Consider the following 20,781-nt stretch of genomic DNA (forward strand, 5'->3'; position numbering starts at 1 on the left):
CAAATGAAGATAAGGGTAGGCTTCGGTTTTGATGTTCATCGGTTGGTCGAAGGCCGGGAACTTTGGTTAGGAGGCATTCGCATAGAACATTCGTGCGGTTTGCTCGGGCATTCGGATGCGGATGTTTTGATTCATGCCCTATGCGATGCTTTGTTGGGGGCAGCCAATATGCGGGACATCGGCTTTCATTTTCCGGATACGGCAGGAGAGTATAAAAATATAGATAGTAAAATTCTGTTGCGAGATACGGTTAAGATGATTAGAGATAAGGGATACCAAATAGGTAATGCAGATATTACGGTTTGTGCCGAGCGGCCCAAATTAAATCCTCATATTCCGGCAATGAAGAAGTGTCTGGCAGAAGTTATGGAAGTTGATGAAGAGGATATATCTATAAAAGCTACAACAACAGAGAAGCTTGGATTCACAGGGCGAGAAGAAGGTATTTCGGCCTATGCCACGGTGCTGTTGCAAAAATAATTTATTTGAATACTATTGTTTGTACACAAAAAAACAGCCGCTGTTTTTCAGGCGACTGTTTTTTGTATATGAGTTATCTATTTCACATATAACCGTGTTACGGCTTTCCACTCTTTTCCGGGTTCTATAAATTGAAAACCGGTGAGTTGTGCCGGCAGTTTCAAGTTCGGAGCGTTCGTTGCCCAGCTTTGCGGTTCAGGACATACATAGGGAACTTCGCCACCGTTGTTCCAGAGAGTCCAGTGTTTAAATTGCTCGTCGGTTTCATAGAATACGCTTATTCCTTTTTCTGTATCGGTCAGAATAGCTCCGTTATAGTTTTTCCCGTCTATCGATAGCGGTTCGTTAGTCAAAGCCCATTCTATTGCTTTGCCGAAAGGATAAAGACCCTCGGTGCGCAGTAGAGCTTCTTCTTCGTTCAAGTCGTTGAGTTTTCCGGTCGGGAGCGAACGTTCGCTCATTTCCAAGCGTTTTCCCACCGACAGTTTCAGTTTATAGTTGTTTCGCTTTCCGTTTGTTGTGAAGGGAACATTGATAGGAGTGTGGAATCCCATGCCTATAGGCATATTTTCTTTGCTTTGATTGATGAAAACGGTAGTTTGTTTTAAACCTTCTGCCGACAGTCGGAAAATCATGCGGCAAATGAATTCATGAGGAAAATGTTTATAAATGGGATCATTAAATAAGTTAGAGAAATAAGAAGCCTCTATTTCTACGTAGTCATTTCCGGTTTCTGTCCGGGTAATTATAAACGGCTGGGATTTAATGATCCCATGATGGTAATTGTTCTGAGCGGGAATGGTAATCGGATATTTGTATGTACGGTTCTCGAATGAATAAGTTCCGTCCTCGATACGGTTAGGAGGGAATAAAAGCGGAAGTCCGAATACTTGAGGTCGTCCTTTGAAAGTCTCTATTTCGTCTTCTGCCGGAGTTCGCAATATATTTGTGCCGGAAGCTTTATGGCTTAGTTTAACGACATTAGCCCCGATTTCGGGAATCATAATTGCTTCATATCCGCCTGCTTCGAAATGAATGGCTGACATTCCGTAAAAATCAATTTTTTCGATTTGCATATTTCTTTTGTATTAGTTGGTGACAATTGATCTTATTTTTCCAAAAGTACAAATATCCGTTAACCTTGATGTATGAAAAATGGTTATTTGTGTTTAAAATCTGGTTTTGAAACCTGCTAGATTTTACTCGGGTCAGGTTTGGGAGTTCCTTTCGGAAGAAGTTAAAGGCGGCAGTTGACTGTGTGGTGTACCGGAATGAGAAAATAGGTTGCAAAAGATTCGGATATATAATTTTATCGATTTAAACAGGCTATTAATGAAAAAGCCTGTTGCAACTTGCAAACAGGCTTTTTATTATCGAAAATACGGTAATTTTTAGAGAGCTTTGATCTCGTGAAGTACACTGTTTGTCTTGTGAACGGCAGCAGCACTTTTTTCGAACAACTCTTTTTCTGCATCATTAAGTTTGAAATCGACAACTTTTTCCCAACCGGTGCGACCCAAAACAACCGGAACGCCTATGCAGATGTCTGACTGTCCGTATTCGCCTTCCAGATATACACTGCAAGGAACGATTTTTTTCTGATCGTGAAGGATAGATTCAACAACGTATGCAGCAGCCGCACCCGGAGCATACCATGCAGAAGTTCCTAGTAATTTTGTCAATGTAGCACCTCCTACCATAGTGTCGGCAGCAACTTTTTCTAAAGTTTCGGCATCGAGAAGTTGAGATACCGGCAAACCTTTATAGGTAGCAAGACGAGTTAAAGGAATCATTGTCGTGTCGCCATGACCGCCGATTACAACGCCTTCCACTTCATTGGGGTTGGCATTCAAGGCCTTGCTTAAGTAGCATTTGAAACGAGAGCTGTCCAATGCTCCACCCATACCGATTACGCGGTTTTTAGGAAGTCCCGAAGTTTTCTGAATCAAATAAGTCATAGTGTCCATAGGATTGCTTACGCAGATAATGATTGCGTTAGGAGAGTGTGCTAATACACTTGCTGCAACCGATTTTACAATCCCTGCATTTACACCGATCAATTCTTCGCGAGTCATACCCGGTTTACGAGGAATACCGGATGTAATGACAACAACGTCAGATCCTGCGGTTTTTGTATAATCGTTGGTAACTCCTGTGATACGAGTATCAAAACCGAGCAAGGTTGCTGTCTGCATCATGTCCAATGCCTTACCTTCTGCTACGCCTTCTTTGATATCCAACAATACTACTTCGTCGGCCACTTCATTAAAAGCCAATACATTTGCGCATGTAGCACCTACGTTACCTGCACCTACGACTGTTACTTTTGACATAATAATTCTTTATTTATTAGTTGATAATTAAACTCTTTTTTACGATTGCAAATGTACAAACGATATTTAATTGTGGAAAATTTTCCGTATTTAATTTTTGATAAATCATATCTATTCGGGTTAATTTTATTCGGTTTGCATCAGAATATTCGACATTAAGTAATGAACAGGGGATATGAACGGTTGTTGATAATTTTAATTGTCAGATATATAGGTGATTATAAATTAATTTTGAGAAGGATATGAACAAGTGTTGTGCATAAGTTAGGTATTTTTGTGAATAACTCCGATTGTGTTCCGTTAATAACTCGGTCTTTGCGGAAAAGAGGCTAAAACACAGGTCGAAAAATCGGTTACTCGTTGGACTTCTGTTTTTGTTATTAACAACAGTTGATAATGTTAATGTCTTTATTTTTATTAAGTTATATTTTTTATCAGAAGAGTTATAAACATGAATTGTTGATAACATTGTTAATAGTCCGATGTAATTTGTAAGTTATAAACTATTCGTTGATAATCGGTTGGATAATCAAACTTTTATTTATTGGGGGATTGAGTTTACTCAAAATAAAAGTATTATTGTAACTTTTAGAGCCTGTCGTAAATTTTGCTCGGGTCAGTTTTGAGAGTTTCTTTCGAGGATGTTTTTCTGTTTTTAGGAGGATGATAGCGGGCTATCTGACGAGTGAAAACGGGAAAACAGACCGGAAGAAAGCGCAAAAATGACCTGATAATATTTTTCTGTTGGAAAATTTAGACAAGCTCTTACATAGGATCGACATCGTAATATACGGTAACAGATTTGAATCGTTCGTCTTTTAACATATCGTCTTGAGCCTGATATAAGAGTTCTCTCACTTTTGCCATAGATGCATTATTTTCTACTTTTAGAACGATTTTGCGGATATATAGAGATTGTATCCGGGCAACGGGAGGAAGATCCGGGCCTAATATGCGATGAGCGAAAACTTGTCGTAAACGTGTTGCATAAGAACATGCAACCGAATTGAGAATTGTTTCATCCCTATGTTTCAGATAAATATATATCAACCGAAAGAAAGGGGGATAGGAGAATTGCTGACGCTCTTTCAATTGCGTATGAAACATTCCTGCGTAGTCGTGGTTGATGACTTGTTGTATGAGCGGATGTTCGGGCTGTGCCGTTTGCAGAATTACAGTACCCTGACGCTTCTTTCGTCCGGCGCGTCCTGCAACTTGAGCCATAAGCTGAAATGCCCGTTCGTGAGCTCTGAAATCAGGGAAATTCATCATTGTATCGGCACTTAAAATACCGACTACGCTTACATTATCGAAGTCCAGTCCTTTGGTGATCATTTGAGTCCCGACCAGAATTTGAGTTTTGTGCTGTTCGAAGTCTTCGATCAGTTGTTCATAAGCCTTCCGTGTACGAGTGGTGTCCAGATCCATACGGGCGATTTGGTAATCCGGAAAATATTGGGCTATATCTTCTTCGATGCGCTCTGTCCCGAATCCTCGAATATCGATTTCGGTATGTCCGCAGGCCGGGCATTGTCTGGGAATTTCGCATGTATATCCGCAATAATGACAAGTAAGCTGATGATATCGTTTATGATAGGTTAACGTTACGTCGCAATATTTGCATTTGGGAACCCATGCGCAAAGTTTGCATTCTATTACCGGGGCGAAACCTCTACGGTTTTGAAATAAAATGACTTGTTCTCCTCTTTTTAGGGCCTGATTGGCTTCATCGAGAAGCAGAGGAGATATATTGCCGGTCATCTGTTTTTTACGACGAAGTTCTTGAGTGTTGGCTACTAATATTCGGGGCAATTGTATATCTTCGAATCGGGAGGTAAGTTCTACGAATCCATATTTCCCTTGTTGTGCATTATAATAGCTTTCTAAAGCCGGAGTTGCACTTCCTAATAATGTTTTTGCGCCGTGCATCGATGCCAATACGATGGCTGCGTTACGGGCATGATAGCGTGGAGCAGGATCTTGTTGTTTATACGTATTTTCGTGTTCTTCATCTACAATAACCAGTCCTAAGTCTCTGAAAGGCAAAAATATCGAGGATCGCACTCCGAGAATGACTCGTATTCCCTTGTCTTTTAGGAGATTGTTCCATATCTCTACGCGTTCGTTATCCGTAAATTTGGAATGGTAAATAGCAAGACTGTCTCCGAAAACCCGTTGTAGTCGGGTTGTAAGTTGAGTGGTCAAAGCTATTTCGGGAACGAGATAAAGCACCTGTCTCCCTTTTTGAATGACTTCTTGAATCAGGTGGATATATATCTCAGTCTTACCGCTGGAAGTTACACCGTGCAGCAAAGTAACCTCTTTATTCTTGAAAGAATGAAGTATTTGGTCAAGAGCTTTTTGCTGTACTGTATTGAGAGCGTGAGCAGGCTCGGCAGACCGTCCGGAAGTGTCTAACCGGCTTATCTCCCGTTTATAAGAGATCAGTATTCCTTTGTCGATCAGCCCTGAAAGAACAGATGAGGATACATCGGCTCTTTCGAGCAGAGTGTTTCGGGATACCTCTTTAAATTGCCCTCTTTGCATGAATGATGACAATTCGAGATAGGCCATCAATAATTTGAGCTGTTTCTTGGCAGGAGCTAATTGTTCGAAAATGGGCCGTAATTTCTCTTGTTCTTCTGGTCCGAAAGTCAGTTTTATATATGTCTCGGTTTTAGGACGATATTTCCGTTTTATCTGTTCTGTAATGAATAAGGCCTCTTTGTCGAGCAGAGTACGAATAACGGGTAAAATATTGCGTAACCCGCTCTCTTTTTCCAGATCTTGTACTGAGATTTTGGGATACTTGCTTAGTGTGTCTAATAATATTGACTCCCTTTCTGTCAGTCGATTGTCCGGATTTTCTTCATAATCAGGGTTAGGAGAAACCAAGGTTTCGCTTTCTAATTTTAACCCCGACGGTAATGCCGCTTTATACACATCGCCGACAGAACAGAAATAATATCCGGCAATCCATTCCCAAAATTTGAGTTGAGGACGCCGTAAAATAGGTTCATTGTCTAATAAAGAGATGATCTCTTTTGTCTCATAATCGGCAGGTGCATGATTGTGAGTAAAAATGACAATAGCCGTATAATATTTTTTTCGTCCGAAAGGGACGATAACCCGGCTTCCGGTAGATAAATTTTCTTTTAATTCCGCAGGAATACGGTATGTATAATATTTATGTAACGGAAGAGGTAATATGACATCGGCAAATTGGGACACGACTGATACGGATTTAGAATTGTCAGACAAAAATAGTAAAATGCCCCGGATTTATAGTGCTCATCTCATTTATAATTTGCAAATTGAGAAGCGTCAGTTTAAAACTTTGCTAAACTATTTTGTTGGAAAATTTAGATACTTTATAGATGTCTGTTATCTTTTAAAATGTGGGTTATAACGTTACACGAAATATGTTGTTTCATTTGATATTACGGAATAGAAATATTTTTATTATCACAAGAATTTCCCGATACTATCTTAGAATATACTGTTGGGGGGAAGGTATGTCCTTCTGCTTGTTCGAATTCTAAAATATGCTCCCCTGCGGATAAAGTAATGGTCCGAGTCTCGTTTGGAGAGATATTTGATATTAGAGAGCCTCTTTCAGTGCAAATTTTATACGTATATTGTTCGTTATTTTTTACAGATACGTAAAATACTTTCTTTTTTTCGCATTCGGGGAAGTCCGGATCTTTTATGTTGATAATGTATTTTTCGCCTTGATTCCCAGGAACTTTTTCATCGTATGAATAAGTGTAAGGATAGTTTTTATAAGATATTTGAAATGATTTGTTCTTTGTAGAGATTTTTATGTTATTTGCTGTTTTGTTGGGATTTAAAGATATTATAACTCTGCCATCGCATTCAACATAGCAAGTGTAAGGTGTATAGTTATTTACAATAAGATAATATATGTCTTTTTCTTTAGAATTTTCTTCCTCGTATTGATAATTTATATCAAGCTCATGATCATCTTTTTGGTCGCATGATAAGATTAGAAAAAAGCAGATTATGTATAGTAATTTGTTCATATTATTGTTATTTGTTGTTTAATGAATAACAGTATAAATTGTTTTTTGGGGATAAAACTTTGTTTCTCAAATTTTTTATGTATTTATTCTGTTTTTTTTATTTTACGCAAATATAGTAAAAAAGAAAATAAATATGAATGCCTAACTTGATAAAAAAATGAGGTGACTCGATTCTCTTTGTTGATCATTTAGTTAAATAATTATAATGAATTTATCCTTAAAACAATGGAAAAATATTAGATTACACTACTGACCCGTAAAAGAGGATAAATAGTTCTTTGAAATTATTGAAATATAGTCAATTACACGGTTTTTTGAAATGAAACGGACTTGATTTTACAACTTTGCAATCTAATACAAATGGCTGCTATGTTCCAAGACAAATACGTATTCTCTCAACTAACCGCTTTTCTGAACAGGACTCAGTTCAACAACTATGTTCGCAAGTATGATGGCAACCGATATGTGAAACATTTCACTTGTTGGAATCAGATGCTCGCAATGATGTTTGGACAACTGAGTAACCGTGAGAGCCTGCGAGACTTAATCGTTGCTTTCGAGGCGCATAGGGCCAAGCAATATCATCTTGGGTTAGGTCGTGAACCGATAGCCAAGACAACTCTTGCGACAGCCAACCAGAACCGTGATTACAGAATTTTTGAAGAATTTGCATTCTATATGATGAAAGAAGCCTGCGAGAAGCGGACGACCAACATCCTTGACATTTCCGGAAAGAAATATGCGTTTGATTCAACAACGATTCCGTTATGCCTTGCAACATTCCCTTGGGCAAAATTCCGAAGCAAGAAAGGAGGAGTGAAGGCTCATGTCTTATATGACATTGAAGCACAAGTTCCTGCCTTCTATACTGTAACCACTGCATCAAAGCATGATTCTACAGCAATGTCTTCAATCCATTATGAACCGAACGCTTATTATATATTCGACAGGGCTTATGATTCTTTTAAAGAGCTCTATAGGATACATCTTACAGACTCTTTCTTTGTTGTCAGAGCCAAAACGAATTTAAAGTATAAGACAGTCAAATGGAAACGAAGGATGCCAAAGAATATAATGACTGATGCGGAAGTGAAACTGACCGGTTATCTCTCCGGGAAGAAATATCCTGAGTCATTCAGACTCGTCCGATATTACGATGAAGAAGATGACCGTGAGTTCACTTTTCTGACGAATGCGAAACAACTTTCTGCACTGGATGTTGCCAATCTTTACACGAAAAGATGGTTGATTGAACTGTTCTTCAAATGGCTCAAGCAGCACCTCAAGATAAAGAAATTCTGGGGCACAACAGAGAACGCCGTCCGCATACAAATCAGTGTGGCTATTATCACATACTGTCTTGTGGCTATTGTCCAACATGACATGAAGTTGAAACGCTCAACTTATGAAGTTTTGCAAATTCTCAGCATATCATTGACTGACAAAACCCACTTGCGTGACCTGTTCGACAAGACTAATTTCAATGATGTCAAAGATCTAAATGACCCCCTGATTCCGGGACTATTTGATTAATTATTTAACTCGTCCCATTTTAACGGGACACTAATGATTTGATTTATTTATCTATAAATATTTTATAATATAATAATCTGTGAATTGCAATTATTCTTATATTGAAGTGATAGCAAAATTATCCAAAGATTTCTATTAAGAGAATGACGTTTATTGTAGCATAAAAACCTATATACCAGTCTTTCCCGTTTTTCCCTGTGTATAATTTCGGAGGAGTATATCCGATAATACTCTCTAATTGTTGGTTTTTCTTTCGTATAGACATTTTTTTTTCGACCGGCTTAAAAAAGTCGACCAAATGTTTAACAACCCTCTCCCGTATTTCTCCCGGCACAAAATAGCGACATGGCCATAACTTATTGATATTCAATAAGTTATGGCCATGTGTGTCGGGGTGACTGGATTCGAACCAGCGACCACACGCCCCCCAGACGTGTACTCTAACCGGACTGAGCTACGCCCCGATTAATTGTGAGGCAAAAGTAGTATATTTATTTTTACCAACAAAATTTTTCTATAAAATTTAGGGAAATACGGCTTATTCTGTGCGGAAAGCTATTTCTTTATAGATGAAAAAGATCTCGGTACAGATCAAAAGCGGTACATATTTCCTCTTTTGTTGCTGTTTGGTTGATTTCCACTATGCCGACATCTTTCAGCAATGTGAAATTGACACTATCCGATTCATTTTTTTTGTCGTGGGTCATCTTTTCATATAAAGAGTCGTAATCTTCACACGTAATTGGAAAAGCACCGTAATTATCAGCAATGAAAGTCGATAATTGACGAATACGCTCTACCGGAAATCCTAAATGCATGTGTGATAATAGCAGTTCGCAAATCAGTCCCCAAGCTACGGCATATCCGTGTTGTATCGGAGATTTGCGTTCGTGCGATAAACTTTCGAATGCATGCCCTACCGTATGGCCGAGATTTAAAGATTTTCGGATATTCTTTTCAAAAGGATCAACTTCCACTATGTGTTCTTTTACTTTTACCGATTCTTCCAGTAGTCCCAGCAATTTGTCTAAATCGAGATCGGAGAAATCCAATGTCAATAATTTGTTATATGTGTCGGGAGTGCTAATCAGTCCGTGTTTAAGCATTTCTGCGTAGCCCGAAAGGAGATGTTCTCGAGATAATGTTTTAAAAAAAACAGTAGAAATCAATACCGATTCGGCCGGATTAAATACTCCGATTTCATTTTTTAGTCCGTTGAAGTTGATTCCGGTTTTCCCGCCTACAGCAGCATCTACCGCACCTAATAATGTTGTGGGAATATTGATATAACGAATACCTCGTTTGAATGTGGATGCTGCAAATCCTCCCAGATCAGTTACCATGCCACCTCCCAGATTGATCATAAAAGAACGGCGGGTAGCATGTTTATCACTTAAAATTTTCCATACGGAGGTTAAAGCCTCCAAGTTTTTATGCGTGTCGTCCGCTTCGATGATGATCTGTTCGGCGTTACTGCATAACTTACTGTTTTCAAGTAAAGGGAATGCAAATTTGAAAGTGTTCCGGTCTGTTAATACAAACAACTTATCATAGGAATAACGAGATAGTATCTCATCGATACTTTCAGATATATTTTGTGTGAAAATAACGGGTTGTTTCGACATGGACTTATTGTTTTAGTGCAGTATATATTTCTTCGAACCGATCAGCTAAGGTCTGCATATCCGAAACAAGCATGTTTGCTCCGGCAGATAGAAGAACTTCGTCATCTAATGGTCCGGTATTTACTCCGATCGTAAAGATCCCTGCGGCAACTCCGGCTTCTACACCTAATGGGGCGTTTTCGATGACAATTGCCTGATTCGGCTTTGCTTTGGCTTTTTGCAATCCTATTAAATATGGTTCGGGATGAGGTTTTCCATATTTGACGTCAAAAGCGGTTACCATTGTTTCCGGGGTAAAGATTCCGGGGTATTCGTGGTCTAATTTATCAAGAAGTGATGTTTGTCCTGATCCGGTTACCAAAACCGGAGTTAATCCGGCTGCTTTTATCTTTTTTAGAAATTCGGCCGCTCCCGGCATGGCTTCGGCTTTTGGTTGGCGGTTAAAACTTTCGGTTTTCTTTGCATAGATTTCGTGGATCTCTTTTTCGGTAGCCGGCCGGTTGAATGCTCGTTGGAATAGTAGGTTGATTGTCGAAGCACCGGTTCTACCTTCATATAAATAAAATTCATGGGGTGTAGAATCTATGCCTAAAGCCGAAATCGTTTCATACCACGCATTCGCGTGATTTTTCATCGAATCATACAAAACACCGTCCATATCGATAAGTACGGCTTTCAGATCGATTTTGTCATATCCATGCTTATCTAAAAAAGTCTGTATTTCCGGATTCGTCATCTTGTCTTTTTTTTAGTTTTGCAAAAATACAAAGTATTTGTTACTTATAGTTGCAAAATTTACTTTTGAATGAAAAACTTTATTTGAGTAGGGAAAATTTGAAGATATGAGTCACCGTAACTCGGAATATAGATTTTTAGTGGCATAACTTTTTGAGGATATCGGTCGAATTGGTGTGATATTTTTAGGCATTAATAAGACTTGTTATGAATGTGTATGTAAAGTAAAGGCATACGATAAATTTTAATGCAGTTCCCAGTAAGAATCCGACTAAAGACCCCAACCCTGATTTTATAGCATGAGAAAGTTCTTTTTGCCCTAATAATTCGCCGATAACAGCCCCAAAGAAAGGACCGGCTATTATTCCCCAAGGTAAAAAGAAGAGCCCGACGATCGTTCCGATTAGGCAACCTCGGTTTCCCCATTTACTTCCACCGCTATATTTGCTGCCCAGCATCGGGATGAAATAATCTAAGACCAATGTGATGATGACGATAAGCAACCAAATCAGCAATTGTGTGCCGGAATATTGTACTTTGTCGGTGAAGTGTAAGAAAAGAATGCCTAAATAGGCAACTGGCGGTCCCGGAAGAACCGGAAGAAAACATCCGGCTATTCCTGTAATGAGGCAAATTATTCCTAAAATAATCAATATGGTATCCATATTTTATTTTTTGACTTATAAGGTTGTAAATATATTCTTTTTTGTACAAAATAAGTGTGTTTTCGGTAAATAAAATTGAATATAAGTAATAGGTGAAAGGCGTAAATATCGGTGTGTTTTTTATAGAGTATTGTAAAAAAAACGAAAAGGCGACAAACTTTGATTTGTCGCCTTTCGTACCCGGAGCGGGACTTGAACCCGCACAGCTGCAATAGCCAAAGGATTTTAAGTCCTTCGTGTCTACCATTCCACCATCCGGGCGGCCTGGAGCGAAAAACGGGACTCGAACCCGCGACCCTAACCTTGGCAAGGTTATGCTCTACCAACTGAGCTATTTTCGCATTTGCGACTGCAAATATAGAATTGTTTTTTGTTTTTACAAAAGATTTATAGTCGAAAAGCAGGATAAACTTAAAAAAATATGATTTTATAAGTTTATAGAGATGTGATTTTATATTAATATTTAGCCTGTTAATGTTTGATTTTTAGTTTGTTATATAGTATAACCCGTTTGCTATGCCGACTTGATAACTTCGTAACATATATTTATGTTCTCGAGCTGTTCCGCTTAAAGGCGAACCTGTCCCTTCAAAAACATCGAATGTCGATTTGCATTGTGGGCAATAAGCGTGATATGTCTCTTCATCTATATCGATTCTGACAGAGGGGTCTCGTTCTACTGGACATGTCAGGTCGTATGCATATAATTGATTAGAATACCCGCAAACCAGTAATACTCCTCCATAGCCTGTTGCAGAAGATACATTATAAAACTCTTTATTGGGAATTTTGTTAAGAATGAATTTCTGATAGTCGGGAAACGCATGTACACCGTATTGACTCCATAAAGCAGAGCTCCTGAACTCGATTCTTACAGTCGTTACCGGAATACGGTATTCATCATTTTTATCGCATCCGGAGAAAAGAATAATTAGAAATAGATATAATATGAATGGATATTTGAACATTGCAGGCATTTAATATATAAAACGCAGAGATATTCTTTTTTGGTATATCTCTGCGTGTGAAGAATTTATTTTTTTCTTTAAAAATCTTTGATCTTTTGTCAAGATTTCCCTAAAAGAGCAGCTTCAGCCGTTTCGATTTTATTAAAATCAAATCCGTCTATAACTTGCTGTTTTAGTAAAGATATGCGGTCGTTGCAGAGATTACCGATACTGCCTTCATGTGTATGTTGCACATGTTTGTCGGGTTCAAATGTTCCGGCTTCGATGCTCAATCCGACCTGTTTGTAAGCATCCCGGAACGGAACTCCTGAAAGGGTCAGACGATTGACTTCTTCGACACTGAATATCAATTTGTATTTATCATCGTCCAGAATATGGGTGTTTACGGTCATATGGCTCATCATTTCCGTTACCATACGCAGGCACTCCTTTAATTCATCAAAGGCCGGTAAAAATACTTCTTTAATGATTTGCAGGTCTCTGAAATATCCTGATGGAAGATTGTTGGAGATTAATGTAATTTGATACGGCAGAGCTTGTATTTTATTACATTTGGCACGAGTCAATTCAAATACGTCCGGATTTTTCTTGTGTGGCATGATGCTTGATCCTGTAGTATATTCATCCGGAAGTTTGATAAATCCGAAATTTTGGGAGTTAAATAAACAGGCATCGAAGGCCAATTTAGATAATGTTGCAGCGATTGATCCCATTGCCGATGCAACGATTCGTTCGGTTTTTCCTCGTCCCATTTGAGCATATACAACGTTATAATCCATAGAATCAAACCCTAAAAGTCGGGTAGTCATTGTTCTATTCAAAGGGAATGATGAACCGTATCCGGCAGCAGATCCTAACGGGTTTCTGTTGCAGATGCGATAAGCCGCCTGCATAACAGTCAGGTCATCGACGAGACTTTCTGCATAGGCTCCGAACCAAAGTCCGAAAGAAGAAGGCATGGCGACTTGCAAATGCGTGTATCCGGGCATTAGGATATTTTTATATGTATCGCTTTGTCGGATTAGTGCATTTATTAAGTTGTCGGAAAGCTCGACAAGAGTTTTTATCTCACTCCGAATAAATAGTTTTAGATCTACCAGCACTTGATCATTTCGAGAGCGCCCGCTGTGTATCTTCTTCCCTATGTCCCCTAATTTGCGGGTGAGCATCAGTTCTACTTGCGAATGAACATCTTCAATACCGTCTTCGATAATAAACTCGCCCTTTTCAGCTATGGTGTAGATGTTCCGAAGTTCTCCGGTCAGAATATCCAGCTCGTTTTTTGTCAATAATCCGATACTTTCGAGCATAGTAATGTGGGCAATAGAGCCCAATATGTCGTACGGGGCCAGATAGAGATCCATTTCTCTGTCTTTCCCTACTGTAAATCGGTCTATATCCGCATTTACCTGAACATTCTTTTCCCAGAGTTTCTGTGCCATGAAAAATTTTTTTATTCGTAAGTAATTGTCGTCAACATATCCGCCAGTTTTTCGATCCCGTCTTGTAACGGTTTCGAAACCATTCCTTTGATAAGCATATTCAGTTCAGCCCGGCATGTGATTTTGATTTTTGTCTCTTGATCGGTTACGGGTAATAATTGTATCCATAAAAAGAGTGACACCGGAGATTTTTCCGTTTCAAACTTGATCGTTTTGTAAGGTTCTCGTTCGATAATTCTTAATCCGAGAGAGCCGACCGGATTTATCGAGAATGAACAACTGTCCGTGTCACAGGAGAAGTCCTGTATTTTATCTACAGGCAGGCGGTCTTTAATTTTTTCCAGATTTTTTAGATCGGATATCGTGTTAAAGATGATCTCTATATTTGCAGGAATAATTTTTATACTACTTTCGAATTGTGTCATTTGCCGTTTATTTATCTTGATTCCATTTAGCGGGGTCACGTCTCCATTCTTGTAAAGTAGCAAGATCTTCTTCTTCGATATATTTGGTTTCCAAAGCTACTTCCAATACTGCATCGTAATTGCTGAGGGTGGTCAGTTTTACATTTGCCGCTTTAAATCGTTCTTCTGCAATTGGGAAACGATAGGTGAAAATTGCAGCCATACCTATAACCTCGCAACCTGCATTACGTATGGCTTCTACAGCTTTGAGGCTGCTTCCGCCGGTAGAGATCAAATCTTCGATGACCACGACCCGTTGTCCCGGAATCAAATTTCCTTCGATCAGATTTTCAAGTCCGTGATCCTTGGGCGTAGAACGCACATATACATAGGGTAGTCCTAATTCGTCAGCAACCAAAGCTCCTTGAGCGATTGCCCCTGTTGCTACACCAGCAATAGCATCGACATTTTCATATTTTTCCATAATCAGGCGACACAATTCAATTTTGATAAAAGAACGGAGTGCCGGATAAGATAAGGTCTTGCGATTATCTGTATAAATCGGTGATTTCCATCCGGAGGCCCATGTGAAAGAGTTGGATGGCTGGAGTTTTACTGCGCTGATTTTTAGCAATTTCTCAGCGACTAATCTCTCTAAACTTTTCATATTGTTATTGGTTCTATGTTGTAACTCTTTTATTGTAAATGCAAAGGTACAAAAAACAGAACGAAAGAAAATTTTCTGCAATGATTTTTTCAGGGTCTTATTTGTTGTTTTGTTGAGTGATGGCTAAGGTTAAAAGAGAAATTTTACAATTTCCGGATTTCAATAATGCTTCAGCGCATGCCAATAGAGTAGCTCCGGTAGTTACGACATCATCAACCAGTAGAATATGCTTGTCTTTTATTTTTGACGTTTCTTGAACATAGAATGCCGAATGAGTGTTTAGCCAACGTTCATAGAGCGATTTATGGGTTTGGCTTTCGTTTTTTTTTCTTCGACATAATAAATGAGGATACACCTCTTTCCCGATAACATCGGCAATGCCTTTGGCGACCCATTCGCTTTGATTATATCCTCTGGCACGCTCTCTGCTGTGATGTAACGGAACGGGAGCGATAATGTCTATATCTTGAAGCTTCCCTTCTTTAAGCAATTCCGAAGCGAAAAGACTCCCCAGATATTTCCCGCAGCGTTTTTCTCCTTTATATTTTATGTTATGTATTAGTCGTCTGTAGTCTCCGTGTTGGGTAAAATAGAAGAATGCGTATGCATCCTGTATGTCGATTTTCCCTCTGAACAATTGTTCCATTGGATGGGATTCTTTTTTGTGAAAATCGGTTCGGGGTATATTGTGAATGCAATGAAGACATAGAAATTCTTCGTGAGTTAGCAGCATTCTTCCACATACCCGACAGGTGCGAGGATAAAATAGATCTATTATATTCCCGATCTGTTTTTTCATAGTTTCATGGATTGAATGACCGATTGTATAATATCCGGTTCGAATCCTTTAGAAGCGGCAAATCGGAATAGTTTTGCGTGCAGGTCGTATTTATCGGCCGCTTTTGTGTTTTTTTGTTTGTTTTCCAGAATTTGCAAAAGAGTATCCCGATACTGCTCTTCATTTATGTTATAAAGAGCTTCATCGATTAATGTCTCCGGGATTTTTTTTTGACGTAAAGCGTATGCGATTTTAGTTTTTCCCCATTTATTGAATCTGAATTTGTCGTTTGTAAATCCTTTTGCATAACGGGCTTCATCGATAAAGCGCTGCTTTATCAGATATTCTATGATTTTAGAGGCTTCGGAGTCTTCGATTCCCCATTTTTTTAGTTTCTCGGATATATCGTAACAGCATTGTTCTCCTGAAGAACAATATGCTGCAGCCTTGTGCAGAGCTTCTTGAGGTGATAAGGACTTAGGCATAGCGTATATAATGAAAGTTATTCGGTCAATTGGTGTTATACAAAGAAAAAAGAAAGATCGACAGATGAGAAAGAAAAATGGAAACTTTTACTGATTGAGGCTATCCGTCGTTTTTTGCAGAAATAAACCGGTTTTTCCCTGAAATATCTTTATAGATATGAACATCTGTGTAGCCATACTCTTCTACCATTTTTTGCGTTTCTTTGCCGAATAAAGCATTGATTTCGAAATAAAGTCTCTTCCCGGGTTTAAGGATGCTTTTTCCTGCTTCTGCTATTTTTCGGTAAAAAAGTAACGGATCGGAATCTTCTACAAATAAGGCGAGGTGCGGTTCATAATCCAAAACATTTCTATCCATTTCTTTCTTCTCTCTTTCGCAGATGTACGGGGGATTACTTACGATCAGATCATATTGCCGGGAGATTTCCGAGGTGTTAAGATTTAAAATGTCTTTTTGTAAAAAAAATGCTTCAATACTGTTTTGTCGGGCATTCTGAGTTGCTATGTTCAGTGCTTCGACAGAAATATCCCAGCCTTCTACTCGGGATTCAGGTAAGAATTTTGCCAGAGCTAATGCTATGCATCCGCTTCCTGTACCGATGTCGAGAATGTTTCCTTTCAGCTTTTCATTTTCTTTTAAGATAAGTTCGACCAATTCTTCCGTTTCGGGGCGAGGAATCAGTACTCCGGGAGCTACGTTGATATTTATTCCGTAAAATTTTGTATGTCCGAGAATATATTGGATCGGCTCGTTTTGTTTCAACCGTTGTAATATAGTTTCGATCTCCTGGTGTTTACTTGCCGATAAAATGCTATTTTTGTGCAAGAGTATATCTGTAAGAGAATATTGGCATACTTCTTCGAGAATGATGCGGGTCAATGCCTTGATTTCTCCGGTAGGATATATATCCTGTAAACAATTTTGGATACGTCGAATACTTTGTTTCATGTGCGGCTTGCTGCTTTGTGTACAAAGATAGGAAAAAATAGTATGAAATATTCGCATGAGGATCATTGCCGCTATATGCGCCGTTGTTTACAATTGGCGGCATTAGGTCGCGGTCACGTATCGCCTAACCCTATGGTGGGGGCTGTGGTCGTGCATAAAGGGAAGATTATCGGAGAAGGGTATCATCGCAGGTGCGGAGAAGCACATGCCGAAGTCAATGCCATTCGTTCGGTCAAAAATGAAGAGTTGCTTAGAGAATCTACGATCTATGTTTCGCTCGAACCTTGTTCTCATTATGGGAAAACACCCCCGTGCTGCAAACTGATTATCGAAAAGCAAATACCTCGGGTCGTCATGGCCTGTTTCGATCCTTTTCCTGAAGTTTCCGGGCGAGGAGTCCGAATGCTGCGTGAGGCCGGAGTTGAGGTAATTACGGGGATACTGGAAGAGGAGGCTATCCGTTTGAATAGCCATTTTATGACAGTTCAAAAATTTCATCGTCCGTATATCCTTTTAAAGTGGGCGCAGAGTTCCGATGGATTTATCGATCGGATGCGATCTTGTAGTGAGTCGCCCGTTTTATTTTCCAATGCTGTCACTTTAACATCTGTGCATCGGTTAAGAGCTGAATATGATGCAATTTTGGTCGGGACGCGTACGGCATTATATGATGATCCTTCTTTAACGGTACGTTATTGGAGCGGTAAGAATCCGTTACGTTTGGTTATAGACCGGAGGTTAGAGCTTCCTGAAAATTTAAGATTGTTTTCTGATGGAAATCCGACATTAGTCATTACGGAAAAAATACATGAACCGAGCGGTAATATCGAGTATCTGACAGTCGATTTTACAAAGCCGATAATTCCGACACTGTTGCAGGAACTATTTCGTCGGAAAATAAGCAGCTTGCTTGTAGAAGGAGGTGCGGTTCTGTTACAAAGTTTTATCGATTCGGATTGTTGGGATGAGATCCGGATAGAAGAGACTCCGTTTGAATTGAAAAACGGAGTCTGTGCACCGGTCGTAACTCGTGTTCCCGATCGATTTTTTTATTCCGGAGGACATTTGATTTCAAAAATACATCGTCGATAGAAATGTCGGATAAATAGAGTTATTTGGCATGTATATCGAAAAACAGGATAGTTTTTCATCGGTTTTATTAATTTTGAAACTTGGCAAAATTAGAAATGTTTTTGCAACTATAATTTATGGTAATTTATAGATTGCTATTTTGTTGAAAAAAATCGTGGTTTACTATAAATTGTTATAATTATATGCAATACTGTGGCTAAAGCGAAAAATGTTTCTAATTTTGCAGCTTTAATAGCTATTAATGTAAAATATTTCAGCATGAAAGTGTCTAAAATACTTTTTTCTCTTTTATCCGTATTTTTTATATTGTTTATTAGTTGCAATGATGCGGAAGATGAAGATGTGCCGTTGTATTCCTCTTATTCGAACACTATGGTAAAATCTTTTTATCTGTCCGATGATACGACTTCTATTGTCGATAATTTATCTAAGCGCTTTTTTACGATCGATCTTGTATCCGGAAATATTTACAATGCAGATTCTTTACCTTACGGGACGGACATTTCCCATTTGGTCGCAAATATGGAATTTTCATCTCCTTCAAAAGTTGAAATATATATAAAAGGTAAAGATGATTCGGGAAATGACAAGACTACGACGATTAACTATTTAGAATCGCCTTCCGATTCCATTGATTTCTCAGGAGGAAGAGGTTCGGTGACCATGACCGTTGTTGCAGCGGACGGGACGACTCAGCGGGATTATGTGATCGATGTGCGGGTACATCAGGTAAAAGCCGACTCTTTAATTTGGGAGAATTTGTCGGGTAGCGGGCTGCCTGCATCGGATGCTGTTGCTCAGAAGACCTTGATGAAAGACGGAAGTGTTTATTGTTTTACTGAAAATGAGTCGGGAGAATATTCTTTGTTTAAAACGGCTACTCCGGGACAAGGAAACTGGCAAAAAGGTACGATTTCAGGAATATCCGATTTAGATATAAATTCTATTATCGTTTCTCCCGAAGGCTTTTTTGCACTGGTCGGGACATCGGACTCAAAGACATTAGTCTCTTCTTCTGATGGTGTTAGTTGGAGTCCAGTAGCAGGTTCTTCTGCATTTTACAGTTTGATAGGAATGTACGAGAGTACCTTATTGGGAATAGTTAAAGACGGAAGCGCATATAAGTATGCTTCTTATCCTCAACAAGGTGAATTGACTGCTGTTCCGGCAGACTTTCCGGTTTCTGGTTTTAGCAATACGGTCTCTTATAAAAGTGATTGGGGAACGTCCCAGATCGTTTTTGTCGGCGGGCGATTAAGTGACGGGCATTCTTTTTCCAATTCGGTATGGGGATTTGACGGAGAAAATTGGGTTTCGTTGAATAATGTAAACGGAGGGGCTGGTGGAGCTCCGATCACGCCGAGAGAAGGAGCTATGTTTTTTACATATTATACATATAAATATCATTCGTCTCTTGACTATTATACAGAATTATTGACATACTTTATTATAGGAGGATCGGACGGAACAAAGGTGTTGAATGATATTTATACTACGACAGATTTGGGAGGTTTTTGGACGAAAGCAGAAGACGGATCTTCCTTGTCTTTACCGAAAGATATTAAAGGCAGAGCCTTTGCATCGGCTGTCGTGTGTGAAGAAAGTCTTGATATCCGATCATCTCAAATGTCTTGGAATCTTTTGGAGAGTCCTGTTATTCCTACAGGTATGCGGCGATATACAAAAGCTTTGACGACCGAGCCTGTGCCTTTTATATATATGTTTGGTGGAGTGGATGAAAACGGAGATTTGTATGATGAGGTGTGGCGGGGAGTAATCACACGGCTTACTTTTGAGCCTATACCTTAAATAAATAAAGGTGAAAAATGAATTCTTGAAATAATTTTAATCAAATTGTAGCGTTTTTATTATTAGGTTGCATTTTTAAATGACATCACATGAAGAAGCTCTTTTTGATTATCATTATATCGATAGCTTCTATATCGGTAGTCCGAAGTCAGGATTTTAAGTATGAGATCGGTGCGGGCGCAGGTATAGGGTTTTATATGGGGGATATTAATCCTTCAAAAATATTTCGAAAGCCGGGAGCGGTTTTCGGAGCGGTATTTCGAAGAAACCTGAATTATCGCTGGGCTATAAAATGTGATTTGGCAACGTCTGGTATCAAAGGTGATACAAGAGGAATGTCCAATGTTTTTCCCGGAAGAGCTGATTATATATTTAAGCGACAGTTAATCGATATGGGAGCTCAAGCCGAATTTAATTTTTTCCATTATGGATGGGGTTATTCTTATTTAGGAACGAAGCGATTTTCCCCGTATTTGTTAGTCGGGGTTGGAATTACGGCAGTTCCTAAGAAAGGTGACGGATATTTTAGTTTGAATATCCCTATCGGGGTAGGACTGAAGTATAAATTAGCTGAGCGATGGAATATCGGTTTTGAGTTTTCTATGAGGAAATCTTTAGGGGATAAGCTTGACGGAAAAGTGTTGGACGATCCTTATAAAATTCAAAGTTCCGCGTTTAAGAATACCGATTGGTATTCTTTTACATGGTTTACAATAACTTATGATTTCGGACGTAAAAAGACTATTTGCAATAACTTATAATAAAAATAATGA

The 20,781-nt window shown here is 39.0% G+C and carries 20 protein-coding genes and 3 tRNA genes; 5 read left to right on the top strand and 18 right to left on the bottom strand.

The window, feature by feature from the left end; genetic code table 11:
* Positions 1–3 precede the first annotated feature (3 nt).
* Entirely contained in the window at positions 4–480 is a 477-nt protein-coding gene (gene ispF, locus AC0UMU_RS07110) for a 2-C-methyl-D-erythritol 2,4-cyclodiphosphate synthase (RefSeq protein ID WP_122337927.1), read from the top strand.
* Positions 481–557: 77 nt separating this feature from the next.
* On the opposite strand, the gene AC0UMU_RS07115 is transcribed toward ispF, so the two are convergent.
* From AC0UMU_RS07115 to AC0UMU_RS07130, 4 genes are all read right to left on the bottom strand, one after another.
* On the bottom strand, positions 558–1,556 hold the full coding sequence (locus tag AC0UMU_RS07115) for an aldose 1-epimerase (protein WP_278716781.1): 999 nt from the start codon (positions 1,554–1,556) through the stop codon (positions 558–560).
* A gap of 315 nt (positions 1,557–1,871) precedes the next feature.
* Complete coding sequence (gene mdh / locus AC0UMU_RS07120) at positions 1,872–2,813, bottom strand: malate dehydrogenase (protein WP_009318078.1); 942 nt, start codon at positions 2,811–2,813, stop codon at positions 1,872–1,874.
* A 765-nt stretch (positions 2,814–3,578) separates the two neighbouring features.
* Positions 3,579–6,044, bottom strand: coding sequence for a replication restart helicase PriA (priA, locus tag AC0UMU_RS07125; protein WP_278716783.1), 2,466 nt, complete (start codon positions 6,042–6,044; stop codon positions 3,579–3,581).
* Between the two features lie 209 nt (positions 6,045–6,253).
* Entirely contained in the window at positions 6,254–6,856 is a 603-nt protein-coding gene (locus tag AC0UMU_RS07130; protein WP_278716785.1) for a hypothetical protein, read from the bottom strand.
* A gap of 369 nt (positions 6,857–7,225) precedes the next feature.
* Between AC0UMU_RS07130 and AC0UMU_RS07135 the strand changes: the two genes are divergently transcribed.
* Positions 7,226–8,389, top strand: a complete 1,164-nt coding sequence (locus AC0UMU_RS07135) for an IS4 family transposase (RefSeq protein WP_473979903.1) — start codon at positions 7,226–7,228, stop codon at positions 8,387–8,389.
* Between the two features lie 118 nt (positions 8,390–8,507).
* Here AC0UMU_RS07135 and AC0UMU_RS07140 read toward each other — a convergent pair whose 3' ends face one another.
* From AC0UMU_RS07140 to prmC, 14 genes are all read right to left on the bottom strand, one after another.
* Positions 8,508–8,654, bottom strand: coding sequence for a hypothetical protein (locus AC0UMU_RS07140; RefSeq protein WP_288640478.1), 147 nt, complete (start codon positions 8,652–8,654; stop codon positions 8,508–8,510).
* 124 nt (positions 8,655–8,778) lie between these two features.
* Positions 8,779–8,853 (bottom strand) — tRNA-Pro (locus AC0UMU_RS07145).
* 99 nt (positions 8,854–8,952) lie between these two features.
* Positions 8,953–10,014 (bottom strand): 3-dehydroquinate synthase, encoded by a 1,062-nt coding sequence (aroB, locus tag AC0UMU_RS07150; protein ID WP_022391258.1) that lies wholly within the window; start codon positions 10,012–10,014, stop codon positions 8,953–8,955.
* 4 nt (positions 10,015–10,018) lie between these two features.
* The gene (locus tag AC0UMU_RS07155; protein WP_022391259.1) at positions 10,019–10,750 is read right to left on the bottom strand and encodes an inorganic diphosphatase; all 732 of its coding nucleotides are present in this window, start codon (positions 10,748–10,750) and stop codon (positions 10,019–10,021) included.
* Between the two features lie 184 nt (positions 10,751–10,934).
* Positions 10,935–11,414 (bottom strand): DUF456 domain-containing protein, encoded by a 480-nt coding sequence (locus AC0UMU_RS07160; RefSeq protein ID WP_009318068.1) that lies wholly within the window; start codon positions 11,412–11,414, stop codon positions 10,935–10,937.
* 177 nt (positions 11,415–11,591) lie between these two features.
* Positions 11,592–11,675: transfer RNA gene (locus tag AC0UMU_RS07165), tRNA-Leu, on the bottom strand.
* A 4-nt stretch (positions 11,676–11,679) separates the two neighbouring features.
* A tRNA-Gly gene (locus AC0UMU_RS07170) sits at positions 11,680–11,755 on the bottom strand.
* 144 nt (positions 11,756–11,899) lie between these two features.
* Complete coding sequence (locus AC0UMU_RS07175) at positions 11,900–12,382, bottom strand: Rieske (2Fe-2S) protein (protein ID WP_009318067.1); 483 nt, start codon at positions 12,380–12,382, stop codon at positions 11,900–11,902.
* Positions 12,383–12,480: 98 nt separating this feature from the next.
* Positions 12,481–13,824, bottom strand: coding sequence for an argininosuccinate lyase (argH, locus tag AC0UMU_RS07180; protein ID WP_009318066.1), 1,344 nt, complete (start codon positions 13,822–13,824; stop codon positions 12,481–12,483).
* Between the two features lie 11 nt (positions 13,825–13,835).
* Positions 13,836–14,249, bottom strand: coding sequence for a hypothetical protein (locus tag AC0UMU_RS07185; RefSeq protein ID WP_022391261.1), 414 nt, complete (start codon positions 14,247–14,249; stop codon positions 13,836–13,838).
* Positions 14,250–14,256: 7 nt separating this feature from the next.
* Entirely contained in the window at positions 14,257–14,895 is a 639-nt protein-coding gene (gene pyrE / locus AC0UMU_RS07190) for an orotate phosphoribosyltransferase (protein ID WP_022391262.1), read from the bottom strand.
* A gap of 97 nt (positions 14,896–14,992) precedes the next feature.
* On the bottom strand, positions 14,993–15,541 hold the full coding sequence (locus AC0UMU_RS07195; protein WP_009318063.1) for a ComF family protein: 549 nt from the start codon (positions 15,539–15,541) through the stop codon (positions 14,993–14,995).
* Between the two features lie 149 nt (positions 15,542–15,690).
* Positions 15,691–16,158 (bottom strand): regulatory protein RecX, encoded by a 468-nt coding sequence (locus tag AC0UMU_RS07200; RefSeq protein ID WP_022391263.1) that lies wholly within the window; start codon positions 16,156–16,158, stop codon positions 15,691–15,693.
* 100 nt (positions 16,159–16,258) lie between these two features.
* Positions 16,259–17,107, bottom strand: coding sequence for a peptide chain release factor N(5)-glutamine methyltransferase (gene prmC, locus AC0UMU_RS07205; protein WP_022391264.1), 849 nt, complete (start codon positions 17,105–17,107; stop codon positions 16,259–16,261).
* 42 nt (positions 17,108–17,149) lie between these two features.
* Here prmC and ribD point away from each other — a divergent pair, with 42 nt between their 5' ends.
* From ribD to porG, 3 genes are all read left to right on the top strand, one after another.
* Positions 17,150–18,199 (top strand): bifunctional diaminohydroxyphosphoribosylaminopyrimidine deaminase/5-amino-6-(5-phosphoribosylamino)uracil reductase RibD, encoded by a 1,050-nt coding sequence (gene ribD, locus AC0UMU_RS07210; RefSeq protein WP_022391265.1) that lies wholly within the window; start codon positions 17,150–17,152, stop codon positions 18,197–18,199.
* A gap of 192 nt (positions 18,200–18,391) precedes the next feature.
* On the top strand, positions 18,392–20,008 hold the full coding sequence (locus AC0UMU_RS07215) for a DUF6242 domain-containing protein (RefSeq protein ID WP_022391266.1): 1,617 nt from the start codon (positions 18,392–18,394) through the stop codon (positions 20,006–20,008).
* A gap of 89 nt (positions 20,009–20,097) precedes the next feature.
* The gene (gene porG, locus AC0UMU_RS07220; protein ID WP_022391267.1) at positions 20,098–20,769 is read left to right on the top strand and encodes a type IX secretion system protein PorG; all 672 of its coding nucleotides are present in this window, start codon (positions 20,098–20,100) and stop codon (positions 20,767–20,769) included.
* The last annotated feature ends 12 nt before the right edge of the window (positions 20,770–20,781 follow it).

It is taken from the genome of Coprobacter fastidiosus (assembly GCF_982245605.1).